This window comes from Rhodoferax sp., from assembly GCF_012927445.1.
Lineage (GTDB): Bacteria > Pseudomonadota > Gammaproteobacteria > Burkholderiales > Burkholderiaceae_C > Rhodoferax.
Window position 1 is genome coordinate 316,988 of the sequence record NZ_JABBPD010000008.1, and the last position, 23,874, is coordinate 340,861.

General features: G+C 57.6%; 21 protein-coding genes. 3 read left to right on the plus strand and 18 right to left on the minus strand.

The genetic code is table 11. The features are described 5' to 3' along the window. Positions 1 to 3: 3 nt before the first annotated feature. On the plus strand, positions 4 to 933 hold the full coding sequence (locus HHJ17_RS17080; protein WP_296506667.1) for an ABC transporter substrate binding protein: 930 nt from the start codon (positions 4 to 6) through the stop codon (positions 931 to 933). Then, positions 930 to 2,873: an ATP-binding protein gene (locus HHJ17_RS17085; RefSeq protein WP_296506669.1), complete on the plus strand. Its 1,944-nt coding sequence runs from the start codon at positions 930 to 932 to the stop codon at positions 2,871 to 2,873. The genes HHJ17_RS17080 and HHJ17_RS17085 overlap by 4 nt, the downstream gene beginning before the upstream one ends. Here the strand turns inward: HHJ17_RS17085 and HHJ17_RS17090 are convergent. Further along, a complete protein-coding gene (locus HHJ17_RS17090; RefSeq protein WP_296506671.1) occupies positions 2,846 to 3,496 on the minus strand; it encodes a response regulator transcription factor in 651 nt (216 codons plus the stop codon). The genes HHJ17_RS17085 and HHJ17_RS17090 overlap by 28 nt on opposite strands. Before the next feature lie 35 nt (positions 3,497 to 3,531). Here HHJ17_RS17090 and dnaE point away from each other — a divergent pair, with 35 nt between their 5' ends. Beyond that, positions 3,532 to 7,092: a DNA polymerase III subunit alpha gene (gene dnaE / locus HHJ17_RS17095; protein ID WP_296499634.1), complete on the plus strand. Its 3,561-nt coding sequence runs from the start codon at positions 3,532 to 3,534 to the stop codon at positions 7,090 to 7,092. A gap of 120 nt (positions 7,093 to 7,212) precedes the next feature. On the opposite strand, the gene tolA is transcribed toward dnaE, so the two are convergent. The 17 genes from tolA to glyA form a co-directional block, all read right to left on the minus strand. Beyond that, positions 7,213 to 8,196 (minus strand): cell envelope integrity protein TolA, encoded by a 984-nt coding sequence (tolA, locus tag HHJ17_RS17100; RefSeq protein ID WP_296506674.1) that lies wholly within the window; start codon positions 8,194 to 8,196, stop codon positions 7,213 to 7,215. Positions 8,197 to 8,205: 9 nt separating this feature from the next. Further along, positions 8,206 to 8,625: an ExbD/TolR family protein gene (locus tag HHJ17_RS17105; protein ID WP_296499639.1), complete on the minus strand. Its 420-nt coding sequence runs from the start codon at positions 8,623 to 8,625 to the stop codon at positions 8,206 to 8,208. A 13-nt stretch (positions 8,626 to 8,638) separates the two neighbouring features. Further along, on the minus strand, positions 8,639 to 9,331 hold the full coding sequence (gene tolQ, locus HHJ17_RS17110) for a protein TolQ (protein WP_296506675.1): 693 nt from the start codon (positions 9,329 to 9,331) through the stop codon (positions 8,639 to 8,641). Beyond that, the gene (locus HHJ17_RS17115; RefSeq protein WP_296506677.1) at positions 9,328 to 10,521 is read right to left on the minus strand and encodes a pyridoxal phosphate-dependent aminotransferase; all 1,194 of its coding nucleotides are present in this window, start codon (positions 10,519 to 10,521) and stop codon (positions 9,328 to 9,330) included. Before HHJ17_RS17115 ends, tolQ begins: the two co-directional genes overlap by 4 nt. Beyond that, the gene (nusB, locus tag HHJ17_RS17120; RefSeq protein WP_296506678.1) at positions 10,518 to 11,051 is read right to left on the minus strand and encodes a transcription antitermination factor NusB; all 534 of its coding nucleotides are present in this window, start codon (positions 11,049 to 11,051) and stop codon (positions 10,518 to 10,520) included. The genes HHJ17_RS17115 and nusB overlap by 4 nt, the downstream gene beginning before the upstream one ends. Then, complete coding sequence (ribH, locus tag HHJ17_RS17125) at positions 11,051 to 11,524, minus strand: 6,7-dimethyl-8-ribityllumazine synthase (RefSeq protein ID WP_296506679.1); 474 nt, start codon at positions 11,522 to 11,524, stop codon at positions 11,051 to 11,053. Before ribH ends, nusB begins: the two co-directional genes overlap by 1 nt. 17 nt (positions 11,525 to 11,541) lie before the next feature. Next, positions 11,542 to 12,657, minus strand: a complete 1,116-nt coding sequence (ribBA, locus tag HHJ17_RS17130; protein ID WP_296506680.1) for a bifunctional 3,4-dihydroxy-2-butanone-4-phosphate synthase/GTP cyclohydrolase II — start codon at positions 12,655 to 12,657, stop codon at positions 11,542 to 11,544. Positions 12,658 to 12,708: 51 nt separating this feature from the next. Further along, positions 12,709 to 13,353 (minus strand): riboflavin synthase, encoded by a 645-nt coding sequence (locus tag HHJ17_RS17135; RefSeq protein ID WP_296506682.1) that lies wholly within the window; start codon positions 13,351 to 13,353, stop codon positions 12,709 to 12,711. A gap of 58 nt (positions 13,354 to 13,411) precedes the next feature. Further along, complete coding sequence (gene ribD / locus HHJ17_RS17140; RefSeq protein ID WP_296499702.1) at positions 13,412 to 14,509, minus strand: bifunctional diaminohydroxyphosphoribosylaminopyrimidine deaminase/5-amino-6-(5-phosphoribosylamino)uracil reductase RibD; 1,098 nt, start codon at positions 14,507 to 14,509, stop codon at positions 13,412 to 13,414. Positions 14,510 to 14,570: 61 nt separating this feature from the next. Continuing rightward, the gene (locus HHJ17_RS17145) at positions 14,571 to 15,137 is read right to left on the minus strand and encodes a GspH/FimT family pseudopilin (RefSeq protein ID WP_296499652.1); all 567 of its coding nucleotides are present in this window, start codon (positions 15,135 to 15,137) and stop codon (positions 14,571 to 14,573) included. Between the two features lie 10 nt (positions 15,138 to 15,147). Next, on the minus strand, positions 15,148 to 15,636 hold the full coding sequence (locus HHJ17_RS17150; protein WP_296506684.1) for a type IV pilin protein: 489 nt from the start codon (positions 15,634 to 15,636) through the stop codon (positions 15,148 to 15,150). A 15-nt stretch (positions 15,637 to 15,651) separates the two neighbouring features. Further along, positions 15,652 to 19,728 carry a PilC/PilY family type IV pilus protein gene (locus tag HHJ17_RS17155; protein ID WP_296506686.1) on the minus strand — a complete coding sequence of 1,359 codons (4,077 nt, stop codon included), beginning with the start codon at positions 19,726 to 19,728 and terminating at the stop codon, positions 15,652 to 15,654. A gap of 5 nt (positions 19,729 to 19,733) precedes the next feature. Further along, complete coding sequence (locus tag HHJ17_RS17160; protein ID WP_296499656.1) at positions 19,734 to 20,354, minus strand: PilX N-terminal domain-containing pilus assembly protein; 621 nt, start codon at positions 20,352 to 20,354, stop codon at positions 19,734 to 19,736. Continuing rightward, a complete protein-coding gene (locus HHJ17_RS17165; protein WP_296506688.1) occupies positions 20,351 to 21,472 on the minus strand; it encodes a PilW family protein in 1,122 nt (373 codons plus the stop codon). The genes HHJ17_RS17160 and HHJ17_RS17165 overlap by 4 nt, the downstream gene beginning before the upstream one ends. Continuing rightward, entirely contained in the window at positions 21,376 to 21,993 is a 618-nt protein-coding gene (gene pilV, locus HHJ17_RS17170; RefSeq protein WP_296499658.1) for a type IV pilus modification protein PilV, read from the minus strand. Before pilV ends, HHJ17_RS17165 begins: the two co-directional genes overlap by 97 nt. A 151-nt stretch (positions 21,994 to 22,144) precedes the next feature. Next, positions 22,145 to 22,594, minus strand: coding sequence for a transcriptional regulator NrdR (gene nrdR, locus HHJ17_RS17175; protein ID WP_296499659.1), 450 nt, complete (start codon positions 22,592 to 22,594; stop codon positions 22,145 to 22,147). Between the two features lie 10 nt (positions 22,595 to 22,604). Continuing rightward, positions 22,605 to 23,849 (minus strand): serine hydroxymethyltransferase, encoded by a 1,245-nt coding sequence (glyA, locus tag HHJ17_RS17180; RefSeq protein ID WP_296506689.1) that lies wholly within the window; start codon positions 23,847 to 23,849, stop codon positions 22,605 to 22,607. Positions 23,850 to 23,874 lie beyond the last annotated feature (25 nt).

Consider the following 23,874-nt stretch of genomic DNA (forward strand, 5'->3'; position numbering starts at 1 on the left):
CTAGTGCGCCTGCGTTTTCTGCTCTTTAGTCTCTGGCTGGCCGTGTTCGCTGGGGCTTGCGCTCACGTGGCGGTGGCGGTCGTGATCGTGAGCAGTGAGCGCAGTCCGGCTTATGTAGAGGCCGCCGAGGCCTTGGTCAGCGAACTTGAACGTCTTGGCCTGTCGCGTTACGACATGCTGCAGCTCACTGCCCTTGAATGGACAGCCGCAGGCCCGTTGGCGCCAAAATTATTCATTGCGCTGGGGACGGATGCCGCGAATGCACTGGCCAAATCAGAGTTGAGGGCACCGGTGTTGAGCACGCTGCTGCCGCGCAGCAGTTTTGAGCGTGTTTTGCGCAAGAGCGGGCGCAAGTCGTCGTCACAGTTTTCGGCTCTTTATCTCGATCAGCCCTTAAGCCGTCAACTGGAGTTGATCCGCTTGGCCTTGCCCGCGGCCCGGCGTGTTGGGGTGTTGTGGGGGCCTGAATCGCAGGCCCAAGCCCCGGCTTTGAAAACACTGGTGCAAGCCAGTGGTCTTGATCTCATAGAAGCGACCATTGGACACAATGAGTTGCTTTTCCCCAGCCTCAAAAATGTTCTGGAGGACGCTGATCTGCTGTTGGCGGTGGCTGACCCGCAGTTGTACAACAGCAGCAGCATCCAGAATATTCTGCTGGCCTCCTTTCGGGCCAAGGTGCCGTTGGTGGCTTTTTCACCGGCCTATGTTCGAGCGGGCGCCTTGCTGGCCTTGCATGTGACGCCGACACAAATTGGCCTGCAAGCCGCGACGATTGCCCGTGGCGTGCTACTGGGAAAGGCCTTGTCAGCCAACCCGATTTACTCGCTGGACTTCAGCGTTACCGTGAACGAGCATGTCGCCCGTTCGCTGGGCTTGACACTGGATGCGGATGCTTTGCGTGCCCGCTTGCGCAGCCGGGAGAGCTTGCTATGAAAATGGTGGATATTCGCACACGCATGTTGCTGGCCGCCCTTTTGCCGGTGACCCTGATCGCCATCTTGTTGGCGGGCGTGTTTCTGGCCTCGCGGTTTGGTGACTTGGGCGAGGCTTACCACCAACGTGCCCGGTCACTCGCCCGTCAGCTGGCCACGGCCAGCGAATACGGCTTGTTTTCAGACAATATCACCCATTTGCAAACCATTGCCAGCGGTGCATTGCGGGAATCAGACGTGCGCTCGGTTGCCATTGTGAATGCCCAAGGCGATGTTCTCGTCTTTGCCGGTAAGGCCGGTTTCAAAACACCCCCGGTGCTGAGCCGCCAGGAAGACGAAAAGTTTGATCCGGTGAAACGCACGGATTTGTTGTCGCAACCCGTCACGGCAAGTCAAGTCAGACTGGACGATCTGTTTGAGGCCAACGCAGCGGGCGCCGAGGCGCCGTCGCCAGTGCTGGGGCATGTGCTGATCGAGTTTTCGCGAGATGCACTCTTTCAGCGTGAGCGTGACATGCTGTTGCTGGGTCTGGCGGTCACCTTGGCTTGCCTGCTGTTTGGTGGCGTCCTGGCGGTGCGTCTGGGGCGCGGGGTCATTCACCCCATTTTGAGCGTGTCTCGCATCATTGAGCGCATTGGGCGCGGCGAATTGTCGGCGCGCGCAACGGTGCTGCCGGGCGACCCGTTGCGCGATTTGCAGCAGGGTTTGAATCTGATGGCAGAACGGCTGGAGTCCGGGCGTGACGAGCTGGAGCAGCGGGTTGCCATGGCAACGCTGGAACTGCGACAGAAAAAAGAAGAGGCCGAGACGGCGACGCTGGCCAAGTCCCGTTTTCTGGCCGCCGCCAGCCATGATTTGCGGCAACCGACGCATGCGCTGGGGATGTTCGTGGCCCGGCTGGCGCAGTTGCCGCATGATGCGCAAACAAGCCAGTTGATAGGCAACCTGGAGGCCTCGGTACAGGCCCTGCAGAATTTGCTGGATGGTTTGCTCGATATTTCCCGGCTGGAGGCCAAGGCGGTGCAAGTGCAACTGCGCCCGTTCGCGCTGGCCGAGCTCTTTGATCAATTGCAGCATGGTTTGACGATCAGCGCGGTTGAAAAAGGCCTGCTCTTGCGCGTTCGGCCCACTGCCGTCTGGGTGATGAGCGACGCCACGCTGCTGCATCGCATCTTGTTGAACCTGGTCGTCAATGCCTTGCGTTACACCCGCCAGGGCAGCGTACTGGTGGCCTGTCGCGTGGCGGGTGACGGTCAGCATGTGCGGATTGAGGTGTGGGACAGCGGCATCGGCATTGCGCCCGAGCATCACGAGGCGATTTTCAAAGAGTTTTACCAAGTTGGCAACACGGAGCGCGACCGCAGCAAGGGCTTGGGGCTGGGGCTCAATATTGTCGAGCGGACCGCGCAACTGCTGGGTCACCGGCTGCAAATGCATTCCACGCTGGGGGGGGGGACCCGGTTCAGCTTGTTGGTGCCTCTGGTGCCGCTCGGCGCCGCAATGGCAGTGCCAGTTCCACAACCCGTTGAAACGTTAAACAACCTTGCTGGTTTGGTGGTGCTGGTGGTGGAGGACGACGCCTTGGCGCGCGAAGGACTGGTCAGCTTGCTGGAGTCCTGGGGTTACGTGGTGGGCGTGGCCGATGGCCTCTCTGCGGCCCTCTCTCAGCTTGAAGCGGGGCTTATTCCCGATGTGATCGTGAGCGACTATCGGTTGCGTGACGAGGAAAATGGCATTGAGACCATCCGCCAGCTGCGCGCCAAGGCCGGGTGGTTGATTCCTGCCTGCCTGATGAGCGGCGACACCGATGCTGGCCTGATGCAGGCCGCCACGGAAGCTTCGTTAACCCTGTTGCACAAGCCCGTGCGCCCGGCCAAACTGCGCAGCCTGATTCGTCATTTGGCGGCTGACGTTCAGGCCAGTGGTGCTGATTTGGTGTAGCCGTGGTAGCCGGCCGCGATAACGGCCTGGATCCGGGTTTGCACGCCAAAGCAGCGCAACACGGCGGTCACATGATTCTTGGTCGTTTCCTCCGAGAGATGGAGTGTTTGACTGATGTCTTTGTTCGAGCGCCCATCCAGCAGCAGATACAACACCTCTTCCTGGCGCGGAGTGAGCAGGGGCGCGTTATTTTCTGTGCTGAAGTCCTGTGCTGAAGGCGTCCCCGACGCCGTCAGCAGTTCGGGCGGCAGGTACACGTCACCTGCCAGCACCCGCCGCAAGGCCGACAGCAAGTCATTGCTGATGCCCGCTTTGGTAACAAAGCCGGCCGCGCCTTTTGCCATGACCTGCCGCATGATCCGGAGATTGACCGAGCCGGAGAGCATGACAATCGGCAGTTCTGGGTGCTTTGTCCCAAAAATAGTGAGTGCATCCAGCCCGTTCATGTCGGGCAGGTGGTAGTCCAGCAGCACCAGATCGAGGTCGGGGTGCAGGGCCGCCAGCTCAAATGCGCGGGCACAGTGCGGGGCCTCCAGCACCTGCACCTGCTCATCCAGGCCTTTGAGGACCTGGCACAAGCCTTCCCGCACCAGCGCATGATCATCGACAACAAGAATCTTCAAAATCTTTACCTTGGCGCTTTCTTACAATAGAAGCTATGTTTGTTCATCTGCGTCTCCACACCGAATTTTCCGTCGTCGACGGCACCAACCGTATCGATGATATCGTCAAGTCAGCGGCCGCCGACAGGCAGCCCGCTTTGGCGATCACTGACTTGAATAATCTGTTTGGCACCATCAAGTTTTACAAGGAAGCCCGCAAGCGGGGCGTCAAGCCCCTGATTGGCGCTGAAATCTGGCTGGAAGGGCTGGGCAAGGACGATGCCACCCTGTCACGCCTGGTGTTGCTGGTGCAAAACAAGCAGGGCTACCTGAATTTATCGGAGTTGTTGGCACGCGCCTGGACGCAAAATGCGGGCAAAACGCAGGCCTCCGTCAAATTAGCCTGGCTCACCGAACTCAACGAGGGGCTGATTGCCTTGTCGGGCGCGCAGGCCGGGCCAGTGGGACAGGCCTTGGTGCAAGGCGATGAGGCCCGTGCTTTTGACGCGGCTTTGCAGTTGGCCAGCCTGTTTCCGCACCGTTTTTATCTGGAACTGCAGCGCGCCGGACGTCCTGAAGATGAAGCCCATGTCATTGCGACGGTGCAACTGGCCGCCCGCATGGGCTTGCCGGTGGTGGCCACACACCCGGTTCAGTTCTCCGAGCCGGACGACTACGAGGCGCATGAGGCGCGCGTGTGCATTGCCGAAGGCGAAATTTTGGGCAACCAGCGCCGGGTGCGCAAATTCACGCGCGAACAGTACTTCAAGTCGAGCGCCCAGATGCAGGCGCTGTTTGCCGATGTGCCCTCCGCGCTGGCCAATACGCTGGAAATTGCCAAGCGTTGTAACCTGACGCTGGTTTTGGGCAAGCCCCAGTTGCCCGAGTTCCCGACGCCGGAAGTCAACGGCCAGCGCATGTCGCCGGATGACTACTTTCGCTACACCTCGCATGAGGGACTCAAGGAGCGATTGATTCACCTGTACCCGGATGAGGCCAAACGCGAGAGCGAGCGTCCCCGTTATGTTGAGCGGCTGGAGTTTGAGATCGACACCATTCTGAAAATGGGGTTTCCGGGTTACTTTTTGATTGTGGGCGACTTCATCAACTGGGCCAAGAAAAACGGCTGTCCGGTCGGACCGGGACGGGGTTCGGGTGCGGGCTCGCTGGTGGCGTATTCCATGAAGATTACCGATCTGGACCCGCTGCAATACAACTTGCTGTTCGAGCGGTTTTTGAACCCGGAACGGGTTTCCATGCCCGACTTCGACATTGACTTTTGCCAGACCAACCGAAATCTGGTGATCGATTACGTCAAAGGCAAATACGGCAAGGACGCCGTGAGCCAGATCGTGACCTTCGGCACCATGGCCGCCCGCGCGGCGGTGCGCGACGTCGGCCGCGTGCTGGACATGAGCTACACCTTTTGCGACGGCATCAGCAAACTGATCCCCAACAAGCCGGGCGTCAGCGTCAGCCTGCAGTTGCCACCGCCGGACCGCAAGAAAGACGATAAAACTGTTTACGCCACGGATGAACCGATTCTGGCCGAGCGCGAAAGCAAAGAGGAAGACGTCAAGACCCTGCTGGAACTGGCGCGCAAGCTGGAGGGCATGACCCGCAATATTGGCATGCACGCGGGTGGGGTCGTGATTGCCCCGGGAAAATTGACCGACTTTTGTCCGCTGTACCAGCAGCCCGGCAGCGATTCGGCGGTGAGTCAGTACGATAAAAACGACGTGGAAGCCATCGGCCTGGTGAAGTTTGACTTTTTGGGCCTGGCCACGCTCACCATTCTGGAAATTGCGCGCGAATTCATCGTCAAGCGTCACTTGGGGCAGGAAAACTTTGCCTATGAGAACCTGCCGCTGGACGATGCCAAGGTTTACCGGCTGTTCTCCGAGGGCAAGACCGAGGCCGTGTTCCAGTTTGAATCTCGTGGCATGCAGGGCATGCTGAAAGATGCCAAGCCGACCCGGCTGGAAGACCTGATTGCGCTGAACGCCTTGTACCGGCCCGGCCCGATGGACCTGATTCCGAGCTTTGTGGCGCGCAAACACGGCCGTGAAGTGGTGGAGTATCCGCATCCGCTGGTGGCCAATATGCTCTCGGAGACCTACGGCATCATGGTTTACCAGGAGCAGGTGATGCAGACCGCGCAGATTCTGGGCGGCTATTCGCTCGGTGGTGCCGACATGCTGCGCCGCGCCATGGGTAAAAAAGACGCGGACGAAATGGCCAAGCATCGCCAGATTTTCCGCGACGGTGCCCTGAAGAACGACATCAACGAGGCCAAGGCCGACGAGGTGTTCGACTTGATGGAAAAATTTGCCGGCTACGGCTTCAACAAGTCGCACGCTGCGGCCTATTCGCTGTTGGCTTATCACACCGGCTGGCTCAAGGTGCACTACGTCGCCGAGTTTTTCTGCGCCAATATGACGGTGGAAATGGGCGACACCGACAAGCTCAAGGTCTTGTACGAAGACGCGCTGAAGATGGGCCTCACCTTCGAGCAGCCCGATGTGAATCGGGGGTTTCCTCGCTTTGAGCCGATTTCCGACAAGATGATTCGTTATGGCCTGAGCGCCATCAAAGGTTCGGGCCAGCAAGCGATCGAGGCGATTGTGGCGGCGCGCGAAGGCAAGGGCGCGGGTCCGTCGGGCGATGTGGTCGGTCCGTTCAAGAGTTTGTTTGATTTTTGTGTGCGGGTGGACCGCAGCAAGATCAACAAGCGCACTGTGGACGCCTTGATCAAGGCCGGCGCGTTCGATTCCATTCAGCTCAATCGGGCCAGTTTGCTGGCCTCGGTCGACCGCGCCTTTGAGTTTGGCGCGGCGGCGGTCGCCAACGCCAATCAGGGCGGCTTGTTTGACATGGGCGGTGATGACGATCACGGCTCCAGCACGCAAGAACCTGACTTGGTGGAGGCCATGCCATGGGGCGTGAAGGAGCGCCTGACCTTTGAGAAAACCGCGGTCGGTTTCTATTTGTCAGGCCATCTGTTTGACGAGGTGGTGCTGGAAGTACGTCGCTTTGCCAAACGCCAGATTGACGACCTGATCGACACCCGCGAGCCGCAGTTACTGGCCGGCATCATCACCGATTTCCGCGTCATCAATGGCCAGCGCGGCAAGCTGGCGCTGTTCAAGCTGGACGATAAATCTGGTGTGATCGAGGCCCGTGCCGACGAGGCCTTGATTAACGCCCACCGTAACCTGCTGAAAGAGGATGAACTGGTCATCGTCATGGGCCAGCAGAAACCAGATCGATTCTCAGGCGGCATGCAACTAACCATCACGCAGATTTGGGATCTGGACCAGGCGCGTTGCCGGTTTGGCAAATACCTGCGGGTGGCGGTGAGCTCCGATGTGAATGGCAAGGCGCCCGATGTGGCGCGCATGATCAAGGACTATCCGGCCCAGCGGGAGACAACGGAGCAGGGTGAGGTGGTGCGCGGGATGGCGGTGCGCCTGGCGGTATCGTGTCAGGGAGAGGCGGGGGCGGCCTCGGCGGAGCTGCAATTGGGCGAGTCGTACAAATTCTTCCCGACCAATGAAGCGCTGGCCGGCTGGCGGGTGCAGGCCGATCAGGGGCAGGCGGCGATCATTTATGAATGAAATCGGGCGCTAGCCCCCGTCAACTGTGCGCGAGTAGCTATTAAATAAATAGCTACTCGCCTGCTCTTCGATGAATCTCAGATCAGGTCGGCTTGGCCGTCTGTCAGAGAACAAGGGACCCTAGTCTTTGGGGCGGAAATCTATGATCAAAGAACTGGGGACTCTTCCATCCACATCGCGCGGTAGTTTTCCGGTTTTGTCGATGGCTCTCAATACCGCTTCGTCCCATGATTTTTCGCCACTGGACTTAATCAGCTTGCGGCTGATGATGGTGCCATCGGAAGAGGTCCGTACCTCAACTTCCGCCTTCGGGTTGCCGGCGATGTCGTCGACAAACACGATGTTCGGCTTGATGCTGGCCTGAAGCTTGCCGGCGTAACTGGCGGAAGGGCCGGAGGAGTGCAGGGCGGTGCCCGTTGAACCAGGCGAACCGGTGGCACCGGCCAGACCCGCCATGCGTTTGAGATTGGCCGCACGTTGGGCTTCTACTTTTTTGGCATCTTGCTGGTCTTGGAGTGCTTCTTTGCGCTTGCTGTCCTGGGCTGCCTTTTTCTTGTCTTCGGCGGCTTTTTTGTCTTGCTCGCGTTTATCCTGCTCGCGTTTTTCTTGCAACTGTTTTTTATCCAGCAGCAGTTTTTCTTGTTTCAGTTTTTCCAGCTTCAGCTTCAGCTTCTCCTGCTTGAGCTTGTCCACTTTTTCCTGTTTCAACTTTTCCAGGCGCTGATTTTCCAGTTCTTGCTGCTTTTCCTTTTTGAGGCGCAGTTTTTCGCGTTCCAGGGCAATGTCGGCGTCGGCCAGCTTGGGTTGGACTTGTGGCGGCTTGGGTGGGGTTGGGGGCGTGGGTAGGGACTTGGCGACGACCGGTGGTTTCGTTATTGCAGGGGGCTCCGGCGGTACTTCGACCAGCTTGGGCGCGGCCTGCTGCGGTACGGCAGACCACAATTCAGCCTCGGCGGTCACAATGACGGCCTCATTCTTCCAGTGCACGCCCCAGGTCAGGGCCGCCACCAAAAAAATGTGGGCGAGCACGGCCAGCACCAGCGACCGGACAGCGCCCGGGGTGGGAGGCGGGGCAAACTCAAGACGATCAGTCGCAGCGTGCATGCGCAGTCTCTAGTTGGCCAACTGCACTGACAATCCGACGCGCTGCACGCCCGCTCGCTGCAGGGTGTCCATGACCTTGACGACAGACTCGTACTTGATGTTCTTGTCTGCGCTGATGACCACGGCGGAATTCATCACGCCATCTTGGGCCTGCTTTACCGCGCTGGCGAGTTCTTTGAGCCCTAAGGTGGTGGATTTTTCCTTGATTTTCATCTCGATCGAGTCCTCTTTGCCAATGACGATTTGAATCACCTGGTCAGGCTGCTTGGCGGCCTTGCCCACGCTGGGTAAATCGATCACGCTGGGTGTGATGAGAGGGGCGGTCACCATAAAGATGATCAGCAGCACCAGCATCACATCGATGAAGGGCACCATGTTGATCTCGTTGATGGTGCGGCGTCCGCGTCCGCGGCTGACCAGTGAAGCCATGATCTAACTCCTTTTATCGGCCGGAGGCCGACTGCGCGCCTACATTGCGCTGCAAAATGTTGGAAAACTCTTCGATGAAGGTCTCCAATTTGATCGCGATGCGGTCAATGTCCCGGGCAAACCGGTTGTAGGCCACGACGGCCGGAATAGCGGCAAACAGGCCGATGGCGGTAGACACCAAAGCCTCGGCAATGCCGGGAGCGACGGTGGCGAGGGTCACTTGCTGCAAGGAGGCCAGTCCGGTAAAGGAGTGCATGACGCCCCACACGGTGCCAAACAGGCCGACATAGGGCGAGACCGAACCGACCGATGCAATGAAGGACAGGTTGATTTCAACCACGTCCATCTCGCGTTGAAAACTGGCCCGCATGGCCCGGCGGGCGCCGTCCATCAGGGTGCTGGCATCGGTGATTTGTTTTTCGTGCAGCTTATGGTATTCACGCATGCCACTGGCAAAAATGCGCTCCATCGGCCCCGAGTTGCGGGCGTTTTTGGCGGCGGCGCCGAACAGGTCGTTCAGGCTGGTGCCCGACCAGAACTCGCGCTCGAATTCGTCATTGAGCGCGTTTACCCGCTTCAAGGCAAACAGTTTCCGAAAAATGGCGGCCCAGCTGGACACCGAGATGACCATCAGCAACAACATCACCAATTGCACAACCAAACTGGCGTTGAGGACCAGGTGGAGGATCGACAGGTCTTGATTCATTTCATGGATTCCAGAAAAACTTTCATTCGTTCGACGGCCACTTTCAACTGCGGCATCGAACTGGCCGTAGAAAAGCGGATGAAGTTGTGGGTCTCGGCCACGCCAAAGTCACGTCCCGGCGTGACGGCGACATGGGCGCGGTTCATGATCTCAAAAGCCAGATCCCAGCTGTCCTTGATGCCTGATTTTTCGAGGACGGACGAGCAGTCGGCCCAGGCATAAAAAGCGCCATCCGGCATCACCGGCACGCTCAGGCCCAAGGCATTGAGGGCCGGAATAAAGTAATCGCGCCGGGCTTTGAATTCGGCGCGGCGACGCTCAAATTCGGCAATGCTGTCCGCCTCAAAGCAGGCCAGCGCGGCGTACTGTGAAATCGTGCTGGGACAGATAAACAGGTTTTGCGCCAGGCGCTCAATGACCGGCACGATGCGCTCCGGCACCACCATCCAGCCCAGCCGCCAGCCGGTCATGTTGAAGTATTTGCTGAAGCTGTTGATGCTGATGATGTCGTCATCCAGCGCCAGCGCCGTCTGGCCATACTGCGGGTCGTAGCTCAGGCCCAGGTAGATTTCATCCACCAGCGTGATGCCCCCTTGATGGCTGACCTCATTGTGAATGCGGCGCAGTTCATCCGGGTGAATGGAGGTGCCGGTAGGGTTCGAGGGCGAGGCCAGCAATACGCCGCGGGTATTCTCACCCCAGGCCTCCTGCACCTTGTCGGCGCTGAGCTGAAAGCGTTCAGCCGCCGAGGTCGGGATCAGCACTGCCGTGCCATCCGCTGCACTCACAAAGTGCCGGTTGCACGGGTAGCTGGGGTCGGGCATGAGAATCTCGTCACCCGAGTCGATCAATGCCAGGCAGGCCAGTTGCAAAGCGGCCGAGGCGCCGGCCGTGATCACGATGCGGCTGGCAGGCACGGTGACGTTAAAACGCTGCAAATACCAGTCGCTGATACGCTCACGCAGCGCCAGCATGCCGGTTGCTTCTGTGTAGTGCGTCAACCCGTCGCGCACGGCTTTGCAAGCGGCTTCCTCTACCAGCGGTGGCGCGGTGAAGTCTGGCTCGCCAATGTTCAGAAAGATCATCGGCGATGCGGTGTGGGCAACCTCTTGGGCCAGCCTTGAGGCCGCTTTGGCGACCTCCATTACATAAAAAGGCTCAATCCGCTGCGCACGGCCAGAAATTTTCATGGGCGGGAGTGACCCCGGTCTGCCGCCATTTCGTCCGTACGCAGGCTCGGGGCCAGCCCGTTCAACACCGCGTTGACGTACTTGTGGCCGTCGGTACCGCCAAACTCCTTGGCCAGTTCCACACATTCATTCAGCACCACGCGCCATGGCACATCCAGGCAGTGCTTCAGCTCGTAAGCGCCAATCCACATGACGGCGTGCTCAACGGGAGAAATCTCCGCCAGTTTGCGGTCCAGCAGGGGCATGAGCAGGGCGTCCAACTCAACGGCTTGTTCGGTACAACCGTGCAACAGCGCATCAAAGTGCACGGAGTCAGATTTTGAAAAGCCCGCCAGGTCCCGCGTGAATGCGTCAATGTCAGCCACTTCATTTTTGCCGACCAGCGTTTGGTACAGCGCCTGCAAAGCAAATTCACGGGCGCGTGAACGCTCGGACTTGCTGCCAGCCTTGCGGGCGCCGGTGCTGGTCACCCCGGTGCGGGGTTGACGAGGAGGGCGGACGCCCATCGGTTTAGGGCTTAGTTCATTCATCAAATTTCTTCCAACAGGTTGGCCATTTCTACGGCGACGCGGGCGGCATCGCGCCCTTTTTCAATTTTTCTGGCAATCGCTTGTTCCAGATTCTCGGTCGTGAGAATCGCGTTGGCGATGGGGAGCTGGTAGTCGAGGGCGACCCGGCTCACGCCTGCGCCTGACTCATTGGCGACCAACTCGAAATGATAGGTTTCGCCTCGAATAATGCAGCCCACCGCCACCAGTGCGTCGTATTTTAGTTTTTCAGCCATGGCCATCAAGGCGACGGGCACTTCCAGCGCACCGGGCACCAGCACCAGATCAATGTTTTTCTCCAATACCCCTAGTGCGATCAATTCAGCTTTGCAGGCTTCCGATAGCGAGTTGGTAATGGGTTCGTTGAAGCGGGCCTGCACGATGCCAATGGTCAGTTTTTTGCCGTTCAAGCGGCTGTCGGTGGAATCAAGCGTTCCTTTGTCTGCGCCAAACATGGTGTTGTCCTTGTGGGTTATTTTGTGATGTAGCCGGCAATTTCCAGCCCGTAGCCGGTCATGCTGGGCATGCGGCGCGGGTTGCCCATGAGGTTCATTTTGTGCACGCCACATTCGCGCAGAATCTGTGCGCCAATGCCATAGCTGCGCAAGTCCATACGACCCCGTTCCGGACCGTGGCTGGCGCGGGCCGTGCCGTCAAACTGAGCCAACAATTGCTCGGCACTCTCGCCGCAGTTGAGCAGTACCACCACCCCTTTGCCTTCCGAGGCCACGCGGGCCAGACTGGCATCCAGGCTCCAGGAGTGCATGGCACGACCCACTTCCAGCGCGTCCAGCACCGACAGCGGCTCATGCACGCGGGCCAGTACCGTGTCGTTAGGGCCCCACTGGCCTTTGACCAGCGCCAGGTGAACGCCTTGGGTTGTTTTGTCTTTGAAGGCGTGAACGGTGAATTCGCCGCAGGCTGTATTGATGGGACGGGAACCCAGTTTTTCAACCAGGGTCTCGACCCGGCTGCGGTGTTCGATCAAATCGGCAATCGTGCCAATTTTGAGTCCATGCTCGGCCGCAAACAGTTGCAGGTCAGGCAGGCGCGCCATGGTGCCGTCGTCTTTCATGATCTCGCAGATCACCGAAGCGGGCGAGCAACCCGCCATGGCTGCCAGGTCGCAGCCAGCTTCGGTGTGGCCAGCGCGCATCAAGACGCCGCCTTGAACCGCCTGCAATGGGAAGATATGGCCGGGCTGCACCAGGTCGTAGGCGGTCGCGTCTTCGGCCACGGCGGCCTGCACGGTGCGAGCGCGATCCGCCGCCGAGATGCCGGTGGTCACGCCTTCAGCGGCTTCAATCGACACTGTGAAAGCGGTGCCTTTTTTGTCGCCATTGACGGCTGTCATGGGCTGCAAATGCAGGCGTTCACAGCGCTCGCGGGTGAGGGTCAGGCAAATCAGGCCCCGACCAAAACGTGCCATGAAATTGATAGCGTCCGCCGTAACGTGGTCGGCGGCCAGCACCAGATCGCCTTCGTTTTCGCGGTCTTCTTCGTCAACCAGAATCACCATGCGCCCGGCGCGCATATCAGCCACGATGTCTTCAACCGGAGAAATAGTCACGGGGGAGGGGGCGGTCATGCGAATGTCTTTCAGGAAGTAGGAGGGGAATGGGCAGCGAGGGGGCTAGCGTTAAGGCTCGACCGGGCTGCTCTGTTGCGGGTCCGAATTAAGCATGCGCTCGACATAGCGCGCGATCAAGTCAATTTCTAAATTCACGTGCGAGCCGGTTTTCAGCGTGCCCAGTGCGGTATTTTGAACCGTATGAGGGATCAAGTTGATGCTGGCTTCACAACCGGTTTCAGTATCCTGGATGCGGTTGACGGTCAAGCTGACACCGTTGATTGTCAGTGATCCTTTGTAGGCGAGGTATTTGGCCAGGGCTTTGGGGGTCAGCACGCGCAACTCCCAGCTTTCGCCCACCTGCGCAAAATACGTCACTTGGCCGATGCCATCGACATGCCCCGACACCAGATGGCCACCGAGACGGTCATTGGCGCGCAAGGCTTTTTCGAGGTTGATGGTGCCGGTCTGGTCCAGCGCGGCGGTCTTGGCCAGTGATTCCGCGGAGATATCCACTGTGAATTGGCGTTGTGCTGCGTCCAGTGTGGTCACCGTCATGCAGGCGCCGTTGAGTGCAATGCTGTCGCCAAGCCCCACATCGTCGAGGTAGGTGGGCGGGCACTCAATGGTGAGGCGCTTGCCATGGGTTGAAGAGCTGCCTTGGGCGTGAGCGGCGACGATGCGCCCCACGCCGGTGATGATTCCGGTAAACATGCCGGTATTTTCGCAGAGGAAAGAGCCTCTGGCCGATTTCCGCCCGAAAACTTGTTAATCAGAACTGGTCGCGACCCGGAATGCGGGCCACGATGCGCAGATCTGGCCCCAGCATGTCAGTTGATTTGAATTCCAGCGGAATGGCTTGGGACAATTCAGTTAGAGGCCCGAAACTGGCCATGTCGCGGCCTTGCCCCATCAGCTTGGGGGCGAGATAAACCAGAAATTCGTCCACCAGTCCTTCTCGAATCAGGGAGCCATTGAGCTTGTGGCCGGCCTCGACGTGCAACTCATTGATTTCACGCTTGCCCAGATCCATCAGCATGGCGGCCAGGTCGACCTTGCCTTGTGTTTCCGGCTGCTGACCGGGCAGATAGATAACGGTGGCGCCTTTGGCCTCCAAAGCCGCTTTCTTTGCATCATTTGGCACTGCAGCGTAGATGTAGAGTGCGCGACCAGCTATGAAAAGATGAGCATCGAGCGGCATCTCCAGCCGACTGTCCACCACCACCAGGTGGGGTTGGCGCAGCGTGTCCACTAACCGGACGTCCAGCCGCGGGTTATCTGCCAGCACGGTGCCGATGCCAGTCAACACCGCACAGGCGCGGGCACGCCAGGCATGGCCATCGGTGCGCGCCTCGGCGGATGTAATCCATTGGCTGGCGCCATTGTCCAACGCGGTTTTGCCGTCCAGCGAGGCGGCAATTTTCAGGCGGACCCATGGGGTTTTGCGGATCATGCGGCTGAAGAAGCCGATGTTCAGTTCGCGGGATTCCTCTGCGCCGGGGCCAACAATCACTTCAATGCCAGCCGCGCGCAGGCGGGCAAAGCCTTGGCCTGAGACCAGTGGATTGGGGTCAGCGATTGAGGCGACGACTTTTTTGATGCCGGCGGCAATCAAGGCATCGCAGCAGGGGCCGGTGCGGCCTTGATGGGAGCAGGGCTCCAGCGTGACGTAGGCGGTGGCGCCAACAACTGAATGGCCCTGTGCCGCTGCATCGCGCAGGGCCATGATTTCGGCGTGGGGGCCACCGGTGCGCTGGGTGTGTCCCAGGCCAAGAGTTTTGCCGCTGAAGTCTGTAATGACACAGCCTACTCTCGGATTGGGTGGGGAAATGGCTAATGCCGCGTAGGCTATGTCTAGCGCGCCTCGCATGGGCTCTGGCAGGCTTGTTGTCACGTCAGGAAAGAAGAATGGTTTGAAAAGAAAGACGGGATTAGCAACCTGTCGATCCTGTCTTGCAGGACCGCACGCGGCCGGCAGGGTCAATGATGATCGAACTTGAACGCGATGTGTTGCTCATCTCGATCGTAGCCCCACCAAAGGCGCCTGTTTTCAATCGCGGGTAGCCACTGCCGTTAAACATCAAATAACCATCAGTCAGACTGTTGGTAGTTGGAATATTGAGGGTGATATCCACACTCAATGCGTCATGGCGCATTACCACTTCATCAGTGCCTGCGTCATAGTCCTGATTCCAGTTGGAGTCGGCATAAACCATCCAGCCCGAACTCCAACCCGTACTTGTGTTGTTGGGCACCACGTAGGTGTTCAGCCCCTGCTTCATGGCATTGGCTCTTGCTGTGTTGGCTGCAGCAATGAAATTGCTGACAGCATCTGATAGCTGCGCATTTCGCTGGAACTCCACATAACTTGGTACAGCGACCAGCATCAGGAGGGTCGCAATGGCAATCGTGATCAGCAGTTCAATCAGGGTAAAACCGATCTGACGGCATGCTGGATCAGCTGGCAGGCGCTGTTTCGGTCGGTGGATGAGCGGCATGGCAGGGCCTTTACTTCCAGCAGCGGTCAATATTGGTACCCGTGCAAGTTCTCCGGCCCTGCGTGTCGATCGCCATTGAAGTCACCTGAGGGTCAGAAAAAACACCGACTTGAGGTTCCGCAAACACTTCGATGCAATCACGCTTGGTGGGGGTAATCGTACCTACAGGTTGGCACAGTCTTGCACCGAGCAAATGACTGCTTTGGGCCGAGGTGCTGTCGGAGGAAGAATACGCCTTGAACGGCAGCGTTCCTGGCGTTCCGGCCGCGAAGGTTTCATACGTATTCATTTGCGTCAGGTAACGCTCCTGTTGCTGGAGCAGGTTCATCAGCGCAGCCCGCGCTTCCGCCCGCTTGCCTTTGCGTACTGAGTCGGTATAGGCGGGGTAAGCAACCGACGCCAGTATGCCGATGATCGCAACGACGATCATGAGTTCAATCAGCGAAAAACCGGATTGGTTGCGTTGACCGGTGAATGGAGATAGGGATTGGGAACGCATGGTTGTCCGTAGGGGTTAGTTATTCTTGTTTTCACGGAAGTTGTTGATTTGACGCCAGCTGAGTCGTCCTACTTGTTCGTTGTAGGTAAGTCCGCCGCCACCCGTGGCGGCGACCTTCAGCCCCTTGGAGCCCTGTGTAATGATAGCAACACGCCGGGTTGCTGTTCGTTGACCGCTGGTGTCACTGAGGGTGAGCCCCGTGCTGCCAATTTCCAAAACCAGGGGTGCTGCCAATATGCCAACCTGCGATAACTCTGACATGCCGTTACCCGTGAGTGAGTTCATCGCATAAAACCGACCCCCTCCCTCGCCGCATGAGCCTTGTGTCGGAAACAGGGAACCAAAAAACAGTTGACCAAACTCGGCGGTGATATCGCTGATCTGGCGCTCGCCAATGCTCTTGTCAAAATCTATATACCAACCCATTTTCAGCGCGGAGGTTCCTGTCGCCGGCGGCATGCCATAGAGAAAACTGGGGACCGTGACGATGCCAGAGGTCGAAACGCTGCCTTGCTGCAATAGAGAACGTCCGGTGATTGCTTGTGTGTTGTCCAAAAGCGTATAAAACGAAGCACCTACAGTCATTGGCACGCTGGTGTCCGGGCTTTCCAGGTACTTTCCGGTTCCAAAGGAGATCAGTTTGCTGTCAAAAAAAGCATTGATGACGACGGGTTCCCCTGTGATGGGTTGCAGTGCCCCGCTGCTGTCCTTTGCGATGAAAAATGTATTGCTGGTTCCTGTCTTGGCGTTGAATTTTGTCAAGTTGGTTGTTGCATTCGTAGTCAAGTTGCTTGAGCCCTTGAGTGTGAAGTCAAGCTTCCAGACATTGCCCTGCATGTCGCCCGCATACAGGCTGTCTACGGCGCCCGTCTGGGAGTTTTTAACGGTGGTAAATCCCCCCAAGCCTTTGGCAATCGCGGTGCTGGTTTGGGGGAGTTCGATGCGCCAGAAGTTCGTGCCTTCCGTCCAAGCGACACCCCCATTACTGGCGCTGGCGGGCTTGTTCGACAAATCGAGGATGAAAATGGAGGGATTACCCGTGGCAGAGGCGTAACCATCTGCCGAATAATTATTGACGCCACTGGCGACCACTGCATACCATTTGTAGGCGGGGGTTACGCCATAGTCGGTGGTGCGAAGCTTCACGATCTGGGGCGTACCAATCACGTTGCCCATCGCTGGATGATCCCGGTCTGAGAACTCCCAGAGTACGTTGTCTTTGGTGAATGTTTCCGGATTGGTCACATCCAGGGCAAAAACTCCCTGCCCACCGGCGCCAACACCGGAAACCAAAACACTGCGCCACTGGCTACTTATATAAGCCTCAGAGACTGCAGGTGTGGCATCGTTAATGCTGAAATGACTATAGTCCTGGTCGGGTATCTGATTCAGTTTGCTCGCTACAAATCCCGGTATGTAGGCGAATGCCTCCTTGCCATTGGTATCGTAAAAAGCGTGCAGCATTCCGTCGTTGGCATTGGCAAAAACAACGGGCTTGCGAGTTTTATTGGTATTAAAGAACGTGTTGTAGTCCGTGCCACCAATGCTTCCCGATGGCTTGCCCATGTAGACCAAGCCGCTGTTGACAATGTCACCCAGCACGATGTCACGAGGCCGGAACGGCCCCAGTGGCGTCGTCGGCTTGATTTCCTTGCGCCGGTCCCCCCGCAGATAGGCGAGCCGGTCCGCACCCAATGTATCAGTCGCAACAGGGCTGCTGTACGGCACCGTGTTGAGTGAATCTTTGTGAGCCTGTGCGAGATCGGTCCAGTTGAAAAGTGTAGGCGTCACGGTCGCCTGCGCCCCAATCGGTGCGCCAATAACGATATTTCTGGCCGCGCCATTGTCAATCAAGGTGTCGCTGGTCAATACCTGACCCGCCTCCCAAGTGGGAGTGGTGCCTATGACGAGTGACGTACCCGCCGTGTTCAGCGAGAGTGGATACTTGAGCAAACGACCGCTCCAGAAGTTGGCAACCGGGTTAAAGCGGGCCTGGAATACGGCCGCTGCCTGGCCTACCGTCAAGCGCTGCGTGGAAATAGCGCCGCCTGCAATACTGCCGGTCTCCTCAACGACGCGTGCAAATACCTCGGCAAGAGAATCGAGAAATTTGGCGGCATCACTGACTAAAAAATAGTTTTTCGCGTCGCCGTCAGTGCCTTGCCAAAGCACGTTGGTGCCGACCGTATAAGGATTGCCGGTGTTGCCGGCCGCGCTGTCGTCAAAGCCCCCATATTTGGCGCCGAGGTACAGCTGCCGCGTCCGGCGGAAATCTACATTGTCGCTGGCGCGGTTTTCATTGACGTCGATCGAATAAGTCTTGATCCGTCCCTTGGGCAAATCGGTGCGAAAACTATGGGTGTTGGCCCAATATGCAAGGCCTGCCATGTAATACGAACCCCCGGTCGCGCCGGTATCGACGCTAGCGGCATTGTTCAGTGCGGGATAAAGCGTATTGCCCGTTATGTTGCCGGCAGTTTGGGTGCGCCCTTGGCTGTCGGTGTAAGTCACCGTTGCCGTGGAGGTCGTTTGGCTTTCAAAGCTGCCGACCACATTGGTCCAGAGCGGAACGTCCAGCGTCGGGCTTGTTTCCACACTGCGGGCAAAGTCGCTATTAGTGGTCACACTGTTGCCAGGGAGTGACCGGTCGCTATGGGTAAATACATCGGCAATGGTCAGGATGCTGTTTCTCAAGCAGCCCTTGCCGGTATCCGTGGTATCCGTGAAGCCTGCGAAGGGGTCTGTCCAGGTTGTGTAGGCTGGAAAATTTTCTTGAAGCGCCTTGGATGACGTTGTCCCGCTAACATTTGTTATGGCTTCTGGAGTGGGCTGCTTACCCTGCAGATAACGAATCGCCTCGTAATACAGTTCGCTGAGTGGATCAAGTGTCTTGTATTTGCCGATGCTGTCAGGGTTGAGTGTGCCGAACTTGTTGACGTAGTTGATCACCCCACTTTGACCAAAGCCTTGATCGCCATAGGTTGAATCACCACTTTGGGGGTTAGTGATAAACACACCTGTTGTGACGTCCCATTCGCTGCGAGCATTGGCCGCAGTTAGCAAATTAAAGTTGCTGTCGTAGTTTTTGGGGCCCAGGTATTTGAGCGGCGCACGCAGCACCCCACCGTAACGTGACCGATTGTCGTCTTGCAGGTAACCCAAAACCGAGACCCTCAGGTTGTCTGCATTCATCTGAAATTGACCAACGGGCTTGTACTTGCCGCTTGGGTAGCGATAGCACAGGCCCGTCCATTTCTTCGTATCCGGGTCGTAGGTCATCAGGCGGTTGGAGGCACTGTTGGGGTCGCAGACCAGGTTTCTGACTTCGTAGAAGTTTCCCTTGTTGTTGGCGTTTGCCTTGATTAGATGGGCGCTTAGGGCATTGGCAACACCGAAAGGGCTGTCGCAGCTTGTGCCACTGTCTTGAGCGTCGGCAAAATACACGCGATTTTTACAGTTGTAAATCCACATGCCGTTGGGAAACGACGTGGGCGAATTTTCGGTCCTGCCAGACAACTGTGCGTTCGGTACAAATTTTTCAGAGAAGTAGCTGGAGTTTTTGTAAAAGTTGTCGGGCAACCAAGCGCGGTCAACCACTGTTGTATTGTTGTCGTCAATGGTGCGGTTACCGCCGGTCAAGCCGTAACGCATGATATCGATGGCCGAAGAGGTGGCCCAGTTCATGAAGTTTCCATCGAACTGACTGCTTGGGCAGGTAGCCGAAAAAGTGCCCTTGTTGGTCTGCCAGTCGAAATAATTGCCGAGAGAACCGCTGCTCAAAACAGCGCGGTAACAGGCTTTTGGGTCAAAATATCCGACATATTCCTTGGTTGAATCGAAGTTGTCGCGGTAAGTCTGCCCTACGGTCGGAAATTCCACTGAAAGCGCCAGTGTCAGGTTGCCTTTGGTCTTGGCGCCATTCATGTAAAGCGGTTCGGCTGGCAGAAGCACTTCAGGAGGCAGGGTGATGGTTTGACTGATAACGACGCCCACCGTAATGGCCGACAAGGCTGACAGCAAGGCAAGCCGAATACCCCATACTTTTTTCGATGACTTGCTCAATGAGCCTGAAAACAGAATTCGGAAATTCATGGTGCTTACTCTTTTCGGAAAATCATTTGCAGGACCGCCTGGGTTTCCTTGCGTGGCCCAAATCCCATGGCGGTGACCCGAAATAATTTTTTGGGTGTGCTCGCGCTGCTTCCAGACGTGTTGTCGGGAAGCACTTCAATGATGTAGCGGGGGGGCATCTCGGGGCGGATGCCACTGGTTCCTGTGGACAGGGTCCGTCCGGTAAAGTCGCCAAACTTCACAGTTTTGGCGCTGCTGGATTCGTCGGTGAAATCAACGGTATACCAAACCGGTTTTTGACCATCAGCAGCGGGCAAGCACAAACCTGTGCCTGTGCCGCAACCGTCGATAAACCCCAGCCCGCTGGTGGCTGAAAATGTGGCCACGCGCTGGCTCGCAGAGGTGTTCGGGCCGCGGATATCGAATTCTGCGTCGATCAGCGCGGCTTCTGCTTCCTGAAAAGCGATTTGCGTGTCACGGTCAAACCGGGTCGCGCGCTCGGACAGCAAGACCATCTGGCTCGCGCCGATCCCCAGCACCGTGACCACAATGAGCAATATCAGCGTGGTGATCAGGGAAAATCCGCGCTGCTTGCTGCGCACGCGTGTAGCCGCGCAGCTGGAGGAGGCTAAAGGTTGGTACTTCATCGGAGCGTCAGGTCGTTGCGTAAATGCACGGTAAAAGTACTCTGCAGCCGTAAGCGTCCGTCCGCTGCCACAGACAAATTGGAGCCCGTGTCATTGGTGCTGGCATACATGCTGCCCAGTGGGGTGAACGTGGCCGTGGTCGCTTGCTGGGCCGAGCCTACAGAACCCCGCAGCACCAAACCCACGCGTACTGCCCGTACCCTGCGCCAGTTTTCGCGTGTGGCTGCATCGTTGCCCGCAACAGTCAATTGGTCGGCGCGCAGCCAGCGTTCCGCCACGGTGTCCTGCACGGCGGTTGCGCTGGGCGCAAGTGCTGGGGACACGCCATCGGTGCCGAAAAGAACCTGAAAGGACTCAACCCCTTCAATCATCGGGGCGGGCCCAGCCCAAACGCCAGTAACAAAATTGTAGTAAGAACATGACAGGGAGGGTTCACCATTGGTCCCACGTGTCACATGAAAAATACTGACTGCACGGTCATTGAGATCCCCGTTCGTTAAACCGGTTTCCCCAAATCCCATGCAGTTGATCATGGTGTTGTCCGGCTTGGCGGCATCGGTCGGCGAGTTCACACCCTGGTAGCGGACTAGCAGAACGTCACTGCCATTTTTACAGGAAGTGTCATTAACGGTGCATGAAGCAGGTCTATTGCCGTTGGTGATTTTGGTGCCGGTGCTCAGAATCAGGTCGTCAGGCTGTTTGTACACCGCGTTGTTCCAGCCGTAAATATCGGGCTCTGGATCATTACCAAGTAGTTTGGCTGTTGAGCGCAGGGAAACATTGGCAGCCCCCAAATCCTGATAACCCGCTTGAATGATGACGCGTGTCAGTAGGTCGGTTGCAAAACGTTCCCGGTCACGTAGCTGGGTGGTGGTGTCTACACTGCGGTACCCTTGCTGACCCAGCAAAAGAGCCGTTGCTGCAATCACCACGACCAGCAGACCGAGGCCAAGAGCGACCAGCAGCTCAATCAGCGTCAAGCCGCGCTGCTTGCGGCCTGTATTGGGAAAATGGCGTGGCGTCATTGGGAGCTTCCAGCGGTCAGTGTCACAACGACGACCGGTGCGCCGGTGCTTGCGGCGAATTCCAGCGTTCCGGCAGTGTTTTTTCTTGTCCAACTCATTTTCAGTACGGAGATATCTCCATCGTCAGTACAGTCCCAGCGGGGTTTGCCGGCGCTGTCAAAAGGGTCCTTGTCAAAACATACCTTGACTCTGGGGGTGGGGAGTGCGGCTTGGACGCGGCCCTGCCAGTCCGCGACGTCCCAGGTTGCGGCGTCTTTGACGATCAGGCACCCGTCTATGAAGCAATTGACGGCCGGCGTTGCGATGGTGGCCGACGCCCCCAGGGTGGTATCAAAGAGATAAGGATTGTCTGCCGTCGTCGTTTTGATGGCTACTGTATGGTTGCCCCGCATTTTTTCGGCAAGCTCACGGGCGAAAGTAGTAGCTGCCGCTTGATTTCGGGCTTCCTTATTGGATTGCATGGCTGTTGCCTGCATGCCCACCGCACCCAGCATGCCAATACTCAGAATAATGATGGCAACCAGAACCTCAATAATGGAGAAACCTGATTGCCCGTGTCGTGACGAGGTGCCGCAAATGGGCGTTGCACAAGAACAGGTGGTTTGTATATCCATGCCCAAAGTGTAAAAACCTTTGGTGTGAACTTCAATGTGAGGGCCGACCGCGTATCCAGCAAGACCAACCGGCTGTCTGTCTTTGAGACTTGACTGTACTTGCTTGGACGTTTATTCCGTCTTCTCAAAGAAGCATCTTTGCTGATTGCATCTACCGCCTTACCTCGTCCACGAGCGTCTTGAACTCGTCAATATCCTCAAAGCTCCTGTAAACACTGGCAAAGCGCACATAAGCTACTTTGTCGAGCTTTTTGAGTTCGAGCATGACCAACTCACCCAGTCGGGCGGAGGGCAGCTCGCGTACCCCAAGCGTCAATAGATTTTCTTCAATGCGCTCAACCGCGCTATCCACTTGTTCGGTGCTGACCGGCCGCTTGCGCAGGGCCAGTTTCATGGAGGCCAGCAGTTTGGCGCGCTCATACTCAATGCGTCGACCGTCTTTTTTGACGATCGCCGGAAAGGTGACGTCCGGGCGTTCGTAAGTCGTAAAGCGCTTTTCGCACGAGGCACACTGGCGCCGACGGCGGATGGAGTCCCCGTCTTCAGAAATCCGTGTTTCCACCACTTGGGTTTCGGAGTGACTGCAGAAGGGGCATTTCATCTCAGTTGGCTTATTTGTAAACCGGGAAGCGTGCGGTCAGGGTGTTGACTTTGGCGCGTACGGCGTCAATGTTGGCGCTATCCCTTGGGTTGTCCAGCACGTCGGCGATTAAGTTGGCCGTCATGCGGGCTTCTTCGTCCTTGAAGCCACGGGTGGTCAGGGCAGGGGTGCCGATGCGCACACCGCTGGTGACCATCGGCTTTTCCGGGTCGTTGGGGATTGCATTTTTGTTGATGGTCATGTGGGCGGCGCCCAGCACGGCTTCGGCTTCTTTGCCGGTGATGCCCTTGGCGCGCAAGTCCACCAGCATGACGTGGGACTCAGTCCGGCCGCTGACGATGCGCAGACCGCGCTCTGTGAGCGTTTCCGCAATGATGCGGGCGTTAACCAGTACTTGTTGCTGATAAATCTTGAACTCAGGCGCCAGCGCTTCTTTAAAGGCTACCGCTTTGGCTGCAATCACATGCATCAGCGGGCCACCTTGCAGGCCGGGGAAGATGGCGCTGTTGATGGCCTTCTCGTGCTGGGCTTTCATCAGAATAATGCCGCCACGGGGGCCGCGCAGGCTCTTGTGGGTGGTTGAGGTCACGATGTCGGCATGTGGCACGGGGTTGGGGTACACGCCAGCGGCAATCAGGCCCGCGTAGTGCGCCATGTCGACCATAAAGATAGCACCCACATCTTTGGCCACTTTGGCAAAGCGTTCAAAGTCGATGCGCAGGCTGTAGGCCGAGGCGCCGGCAATGATGAGCTTGGGTTTGGACTCATGGGCTTTGCGCTCCATGGCGTCGTAGTCAATCTCTTCTTTATCGTTCAGGCCATAGCTGACGACGTTGAACCACTTGCCGCTCATGTTCAGGGCCATGCCGTGGGTCAGGTGACCACCTTCAGCCAGGCTCATGCCCATGATGGTGTCGCCGGGTTTCAAAAAGGCGAGAAACACCGCTTCGTTGGCCGATGCGCCGCAATGCGGTTGCACGTTGGCAGCTTCGGCGCCAAAAATCTGTTTGACGCGGTCAATCGCCAGTTGCTCGGCGATGTCCACATATTCGCAACCGCCGTAGTAGCGACGGCCAGGGTAGCCTTCGGCGTATTTGTTGGTGAGCTGTGTGCCCTGCGCGGCCATGACGGCAGGCGAGGCGTAGTTTTCGCTGGCGATCAGCTCGATGTGCTGTTCTTGGCGGGCGTTTTCAGCCTGGATGGCAGCAAAGATTTCGGGATCAGTTTGCTCAATGAGAATGTTACGGTCGTACATGGCAGTCCTTAAAGACGATGGGCCT